Genomic DNA, 5,292 nt, shown 5'->3' on the forward strand with positions numbered 1-5,292 from the left:
GGCTTTTTTGCGTGTGTGCGGGGTAAAAACCGCCGGGCTGAACGTATTGTGCAGGCCTGATAAGCGCAGCGCATCACGCACATCGCAGCACCATCGGGTGCAAAGCAATATCCTGAGCCTGCATAACACAAGCCATTCTGCGGTATATGCGGTAAACTAGGCGCGATTTTGCATCAGGAAAGCGTCTATGAATCACTCCCTTAAAGCCTGGAACACCTTCGGTATCGATCAGCAAACGAATGAACTTGTCTGCGCCGAAAATGAACAACAATTACTGAATGCCTGGCAATCAGCCAATGCATCGCATCATCCAGTACTGATTCTGGGCGAAGGGAGTAACGTCCTGTTTCTTGATACCTTCCAGGGTACGGTGATCGTCAATCGTATTAAGGGTATTGAGATTACAGAGCAACCTGATGCGTGGCATTTGCACGTAGGCGCGGGTGAAAACTGGCATCAGTTGGTGTGCTATGCGCTGGAGCACAACATGCCTGGCCTGGAAAATCTGGCACTTATTCCGGGCTGTGTCGGCTCATCGCCAATCCAGAATATTGGTGCTTATGGTGTGGAACTTCAGCGTGTTTGCGAATATGTGGACTGCATTGAACTGGCGACCGGCAAACATCTGCGCGTCAGTGCTACAGAATGCCGTTTTGGTTACCGTGACAGCATCTTCAAGCATGAATACCAGGATCGTTTCGCAATTGTAGCCGTTGGTCTGCGCTTACCTAAACAGTGGCAGCCCGTTTTGACTTACGGTGACCTGACGCGTCTGGATCCTACAACAGTTACACCTCAGCAGGTTTTTGATTCTGTCTGCCATATGCGCACGACAAAACTGCCCGATCCGAAAGTAAACGGTAATGCGGGTAGCTTCTTTAAAAACCCTGTTGTCACTGGGAATATTGCACAGGAGCTCCTGGCTAAATTCCCAACAGCACCTCATTACCCGCAGGCTGATGGTTCTGTGAAACTGGCAGCAGGCTGGCTTATCGATCAGTGCCAGCTAAAAGGTATGCGCATTGGTGGCGCGGCGGTACATCAGCAGCAGGCACTGGTGCTGATCAATGCAGATAATGCGACGAGTCAGGATGTAGTGCAACTTGCACACCATGTGCGCCAAAAAGTCGGTGAGAAATTTAATGTCTGGCTCGAACCAGAGGTCCGGTTTATTGGTCCGCAGGGTGAAATGAATGCTGTGGAGATCATTGCATGAAGGATAATACCGTCCCTCTGACGCTTATTTCATTATTGGCCGATGGAGAATTTCATTCCGGTGAGCAGCTCGGTGAAACGTTGGGAATGAGCCGTGCCGCAATCAATAAGCATGTCCAGACGTTGCGCGACTGGGGGGTTGATGTCTTTACTGTTCCAGGTAAAGGATACAGCTTACCGGAGCCTATCCAACTATTAGATGCCTCACTTATTCATTCTCAACTGGATGGTGGAAATATCACTGTCCTGCCGGTTATCGACTCAACCAATCAGTACCTGATGGACCGAATAGGTCAGCTGGAGTCAGGGGATGCCTGCGTCGCTGAATATCAGCAGGCCGGGCGCGGTCGCCGTGGTCGGAAATGGTTTTCACCGTTTGGTGCCAACCTTTACCTCTCAATGTTCTGGCGGCTGGAACAAGGACCGGCCGCCGCGATTGGCCTGAGTCTGGTTATTGGTATCGTCATGGCTGAGGTTTTGCGCGATCTGGGTGCGGATAAAGTCCGTGTAAAATGGCCCAACGACCTCTATTTACTCGACCGTAAACTGGCAGGGATCCTGGTTGAACTGACCGGTAAGACAGGTGATGCCGCGCAAATTGTTATCGGCGCAGGTATTAATATGTCCATGCGCCGGGTTGAAGAAAATGTGGTTAATCAAGGCTGGATTAACCTGCAGGAAGCGGGCATTAACATTGACCGTAATACCCTTGCTGCCCGACTGATACGTGAGTTGCGCGCTGCGTTGGTGCTCTTTGAGCACGAAGGTTTAGCACCGTATCTGTCTCGCTGGAAGAAACTGGATAACTTTATCGACCGCCCGGTAAAACTTATTATTGGTGATAAAGAAATATTTGGTATCTCTCGTGGAATAGACGCGCAAGGTGCATTATTGCTTGAACAAAATGGCGAGATCAAACCCTGGATGGGTGGAGAAATATCGCTGAGAAGTGCTGAATAATAAAAAGGGGAGCTGAGGCTCCCCTTTTGTATTTATTTACGTAGCCTGACTTGCTCAACGGCATGATTGGCGCTTTTAGTCATAATCAAGCTGGCTCTTTCACGTGTTGGTAAAATGTTTTGCTTTAAATTCAGCCAGTTAATTTCTTTCCATAGCGATGTGGCAGTATTGATAGCCTCATCTTCTGATAATTTTGCATAGTTATGGAAATAAGAGTCCGGGTTGGTAAACGCCCCTTCACGGAATTTCAGAAAGCGGTTGATATACCACGTCTGGAGTAATTCTTCTGGCGCATCAACATAAATAGAAAAGTCGACAAAGTCAGAAACAAATACATGATGTGGATCGTGAGGATAGTCCATCCCGCTTTGTAATACATTTAACCCTTCGAGTATTAATATGTCGGGCTGGGCAACGGTTTTGTCGCCATCAGGGATAACATCATAGATGAGATGGGAATAGACCGGTGCCGTGACGTTAGGTACGCCTGATTTCAGATCGGAAACGAATTTAACCAAGCGATGCATATCATAGGACTGGGGGAAGCCTTTCTTCTTCATTAGTCCACGATCTTTCAATACCTGGTTAGGGTGGAGAAAGCCATCGGTAGTAATCAATTCGACCTTACGATGCTCTGGCCAGCGACTGAGCAAGGCCTGCAAAACACGCGCTGTCGTACTTTTACCGACGGCAACGCTGCCAGCAATACTAATAATATAAGGAATACGCTCGCCATTCGTGCCTAAAAATTGCTCCAGCACTGCCTGACGTCGCAGGTTTGAACTGATGTAAAAGTTTAGCAAACGCGAGAGAGGCAAATAAATCTCGGCAACTTCTTCCAGCGATAAGTCTTCGTTAATGCCTTTAAGACGAGCAATCTCTTCCTCGGTCAGGGTCATCGGCACGGAATCACGAAGCGCAGCCCACTGGTTGCGATCAAACTGTAGGTAAGGCGACGTTAACGCTTGCTCTTTTATACTCATACGCATGGTCTGGCTGTCATTGCTATATCAGGTCTGCGGTAAAAAACGAAATCATCCCCGGTACGCAATGGCACGCACATTTCAGTTAATTTGGACAATGGGCAGGAGGGTAACACCAGATGGAGGGGAATAATAAGAAAAAATCATCCTCTGAAATGCAATGTGACGGGTATTCCAGATGTATAAAGATGTGCTTTCTCTCTATCAATGCGTGCATGCCGGAGCAAAATTCCTCCCTGAGGTGGCACCTGGCGTTGGAAATTTGTCCAATCCAAAGAAGAAATAGATTATTTATCGGTCGCATAGTGCAAAATGTGAGCGATAGAACATTTTATGCAATTTTTTAGTTGCATGAGTGCGCATGTCTCCATAAAATGCGCGCTACTTGATGCCGACTTAGCTCAGTAGGTAGAGCAACTGACTTGTAATCAGTAGGTCACCAGTTCGATTCCGGTAGTCGGCACCATCAAGTCCGGTGGGGTTCCCGAGCGGCCAAAGGGAGCAGACTGTAAATCTGCCGTCACAGACTTCGAAGGTTCGAATCCTTCCCCCACCACCACTTTCTGGCAGCGTTATCGCCGCCTGAGTTGATTAAAAAATTAATCAGCTCGAACAGAAAAGAGAGAAATCTCTTTTTTGTTACAGAAAGAACTGGGTAGCCGAGTTTCAGGATGCGGGCATCGTATAATGGCTATTACCTCAGCCTTCCAAGCTGATGATGCGGGTTCGATTCCCGCTGCCCGCTCCAGACGTGCTGATATGGCTCAGTTGGTAGAGCGCACCCTTGGTAAGGGTGAGGTCCCCAGTTCGACTCTGGGTATCAGCACCACTTCACTTCTCCTTCCCGTTTCTCTCTGTGTACTTTTAAAAGCATTCAACAGCTCAGGTATATTGCCTGGTTGATGTGGTGATATCACCGATTTATCCGTGTCTTAGAGGGACAATCGATGTCTAAAGAAAAATTTGAACGTACTAAACCGCACGTTAACGTCGGTACTATCGGCCACGTTGACCATGGTAAAACAACGCTGACCGCTGCAATCACTACCGTACTGGCTAAAACCTACGGCGGTGCTGCTCGCGCATTCGATCAGATCGATAACGCGCCGGAAGAAAAAGCACGTGGTATCACCATCAACACTTCTCACGTTGAATATGACACCCCGACTCGCCACTACGCACACGTAGACTGCCCGGGCCACGCCGACTATGTTAAAAACATGATCACCGGTGCTGCGCAGATGGACGGCGCGATCCTGGTTGTTGCTGCGACTGACGGCCCGATGCCGCAGACTCGTGAGCACATCCTGCTGGGTCGTCAGGTAGGCGTTCCGTACATCATCGTGTTCCTGAACAAATGCGACATGGTTGATGACGAAGAGCTGCTGGAACTGGTAGAAATGGAAGTTCGTGAACTTCTGTCTCAGTACGATTTCCCGGGCGACGACACTCCGATCGTTCGTGGTTCTGCTCTGAAAGCGCTGGAAGGCGAAGCAGAGTGGGAAGCGAAAATCATCGAACTGGCTGGCTTCCTGGATTCTTACATCCCAGAACCAGAGCGTGCGATTGACAAGCCGTTCCTGCTGCCTATCGAAGACGTATTCTCCATCTCCGGTCGTGGTACCGTTGTTACCGGTCGTGTAGAGCGCGGTATCATCAAGGTTGGTGAAGAAGTTGAAATCGTTGGTATCAAAGAGACTGCTAAGTCTACCTGTACTGGCGTTGAAATGTTCCGCAAACTGCTGGACGAAGGCCGTGCTGGTGAGAACGTTGGTGTTCTGCTGCGTGGTATCAAACGTGAAGAAATCGAACGTGGTCAGGTACTGGCTAAGCCGGGCTCTATCAAGCCGCACACCAAGTTCGAATCTGAAGTGTACATTCTGTCCAAAGACGAAGGCGGCCGTCATACTCCGTTCTTCAAAGGCTACCGTCCGCAGTTCTACTTCCGTACTACTGACGTGACTGGTACCATCGAACTGCCGGAAGGCGTAGAGATGGTAATGCCGGGCGACAACATCAAAATGGTTGTTACCCTGATCCACCCGATCGCGATGGACGACGGTCTGCGTTTCGCAATCCGTGAAGGCGGCCGTACTGTTGGTGCGGGCGTTGTTGCTAAAGTAATGAGCTAATT

At 49.2% G+C, this 5,292-nt stretch carries 4 protein-coding genes, 4 tRNA genes and 1 pseudogene; 7 read left to right on the plus strand and 2 right to left on the minus strand.

From position 1 onward, the window contains the following. The first annotated feature begins 187 nt into the window (after window positions 1–187). Both murB and birA read left to right on the plus strand, forming a co-directional pair. Window positions 188–1,216 (plus strand): UDP-N-acetylmuramate dehydrogenase, encoded by a 1,029-nt coding sequence (gene murB / locus OGX66_RS02425; protein WP_054527940.1) that lies wholly within the window; start codon window positions 188–190, stop codon window positions 1,214–1,216. Next, complete coding sequence (gene birA / locus OGX66_RS02430) at window positions 1,213–2,175, plus strand: bifunctional biotin--[acetyl-CoA-carboxylase] ligase/biotin operon repressor BirA (protein ID WP_003031105.1); 963 nt, start codon at window positions 1,213–1,215, stop codon at window positions 2,173–2,175. The genes murB and birA overlap by 4 nt, the downstream gene beginning before the upstream one ends. 32 nt (window positions 2,176–2,207) lie before the next feature. Here birA and coaA read toward each other — a convergent pair whose 3' ends face one another. Together coaA and OGX66_RS02440 are read right to left on the minus strand one after the other, a co-directional pair. Beyond that, a complete protein-coding gene (coaA, locus tag OGX66_RS02435) occupies window positions 2,208–3,158 on the minus strand; it encodes a type I pantothenate kinase (RefSeq protein WP_003031107.1) in 951 nt (316 codons plus the stop codon). A gap of 290 nt (window positions 3,159–3,448) precedes the next feature. Beyond that, window positions 3,449–3,529: pseudogene (locus tag OGX66_RS02440) on the minus strand (hypothetical protein); the annotation flags it as partial. Between the two features lie 19 nt (window positions 3,530–3,548). On the opposite strand from OGX66_RS02440, the gene OGX66_RS02445 reads away from it, so the two are divergent. The 5 genes from OGX66_RS02445 to tuf all read left to right on the plus strand — a co-directional run bounded on the left by OGX66_RS02445 (window position 3,549) and on the right by tuf (window position 5,290). Next, window positions 3,549–3,624: transfer RNA gene (locus OGX66_RS02445), tRNA-Thr, on the plus strand. An 8-nt stretch (window positions 3,625–3,632) separates the two neighbouring features. Next, a tRNA-Tyr gene (locus tag OGX66_RS02450) sits at window positions 3,633–3,717 on the plus strand. A 114-nt stretch (window positions 3,718–3,831) separates the two neighbouring features. Beyond that, window positions 3,832–3,906: transfer RNA gene (locus OGX66_RS02455), tRNA-Gly, on the plus strand. A 5-nt stretch (window positions 3,907–3,911) separates the two neighbouring features. Next, window positions 3,912–3,987 (plus strand) — tRNA-Thr (locus tag OGX66_RS02460). Between the two features lie 118 nt (window positions 3,988–4,105). Next, complete coding sequence (gene tuf / locus OGX66_RS02465) at window positions 4,106–5,290, plus strand: elongation factor Tu (RefSeq protein ID WP_003031109.1); 1,185 nt, start codon at window positions 4,106–4,108, stop codon at window positions 5,288–5,290. Window positions 5,291–5,292 lie beyond the last annotated feature (2 nt).

Origin of the sequence: Citrobacter sp. Cf072 (assembly GCF_030334485.1) — a bacterium.
GTDB classification, from domain to species: Bacteria; Pseudomonadota; Gammaproteobacteria; order Enterobacterales; family Enterobacteriaceae; genus Citrobacter; species Citrobacter freundii.

What these genes read in the sequence shown, in the direction of transcription:
- murB (WP_054527940.1), top strand. Translation starts at nt 188, where the DNA reads ATGAATCACTCCCTTAAAGCCTGGAACACCTTCGGTATCGATCAGCAA.
- birA (WP_003031105.1), top strand. Translation starts at nt 1,213, where the DNA reads ATGAAGGATAATACCGTCCCTCTGACGCTTATTTCATTATTGGCCGAT.
- coaA (WP_003031107.1), bottom strand. Translation starts at nt 3,158, where the DNA reads ATGAGTATAAAAGAGCAAGCGTTAACGTCGCCTTACCTACAGTTTGAT.
- tuf (WP_003031109.1), top strand. Translation starts at nt 4,106, where the DNA reads ATGTCTAAAGAAAAATTTGAACGTACTAAACCGCACGTTAACGTCGGT.